The organism is Rhodococcus sp. P3_B8, from assembly GCF_056402775.1.
On the sequence record NZ_JBFUGT010000655.1, the window covers coordinates 1 to 1,006 of the forward strand.

A 1,006-nucleotide genomic window follows, 5' to 3' on the forward strand; every position below is an offset into this window, starting at 1 on the left:
TACTTCGTCGCCTTCTCGTCGAGCGTCGACTGCGCGACGACCAGCCTTCGCCCGTCCGCGGACAGCGCGAGGCCGCCGACGCGGCCGAGCGCGAGGTAGTCGTCGAGGTCGTCGAAAGGAGTTCCGGCGTGGAGTTCAGGAATCGCGGTCACGAGTCGTTGGTATCACGAACCGGGCTCACACCGTCGGACATCCGCGTCTCAGACGAGCAGGGGCGCGACCCGCGGCGGGATCTCGTTCAACGCGTACGGCAGGCTCAATACGGTGCTCCACGCCATCGCCTCGGCAGCGGCGTCCTCGAGCGTGATCGTGCGGCCGGCCTTCACCACGTCGAGTTCCTGATAGATCGGTGTCTTGTCGAGTTCCGCGCGCAGCTTGTCGCCGTAACCGCCGCCCGCGTACCAGACGAGGAGATCGACGTTCGCGAGCGACAGCTGCTCCGTGCTGATCTCGGCGAAGTTGCCGGTGATCTGCTCCGTCACAGCGGGATTGACGAAGCCGAGTTCGGTGAAGAAGCGGACCTTCGGGTCCTCCGGACCGTACACACCGAATTGCCCGGGACCCTTGAGCGCGCCGACGAGGACGGTCTTTCCCGCGAACGCCGGGTTGGCGGCCCGGACGTCGTCGAACTGCGTCTCGACGGAGGACACGAGCTCGGCAGCCTTGTCCTTCTTGCCGAGCGTCTCGCCGAGAATCCTCGTCTGGTCCTGCCACGGGACGCCGAAGTCGGCGAACTCCTTGGGCTGCGCGACCGCCGGCGCGATGGCGCTCAGCTTGTCGTACTGGGCCTGGGTGAGGCCGGAGTAGGTACCGACCACCAGATCCGGGGCGACCGTCGCGACCTTCTCGAAATCGATGTTGGTCGACGCCGTGCCCACGATCTCGGGCTGCGCGTCGCCGAGGAGGTCCTGCGCCCACGGCCACACGCCGTAGGGGTAGTCGCCGTACCAGTCGAACGTGCCTGCCAGCGTGCCGCCGAGCGCGAGGATCGTGTCCTGGTCGTTGT

At 67.1% G+C, this 1,006-nt stretch carries 1 protein-coding gene; it reads right to left on the reverse strand.

Annotation, left to right across the window (positions count from 1 at the left end):
• Nucleotides 1-200 precede the first annotated feature (200 nt).
• A partial coding sequence (locus tag AC1D1G_RS45510) for an ABC transporter substrate-binding protein (RefSeq protein ID WP_477956973.1) occupies nt 201-1,006 on the reverse strand: 806 nt, incomplete at its 5' end.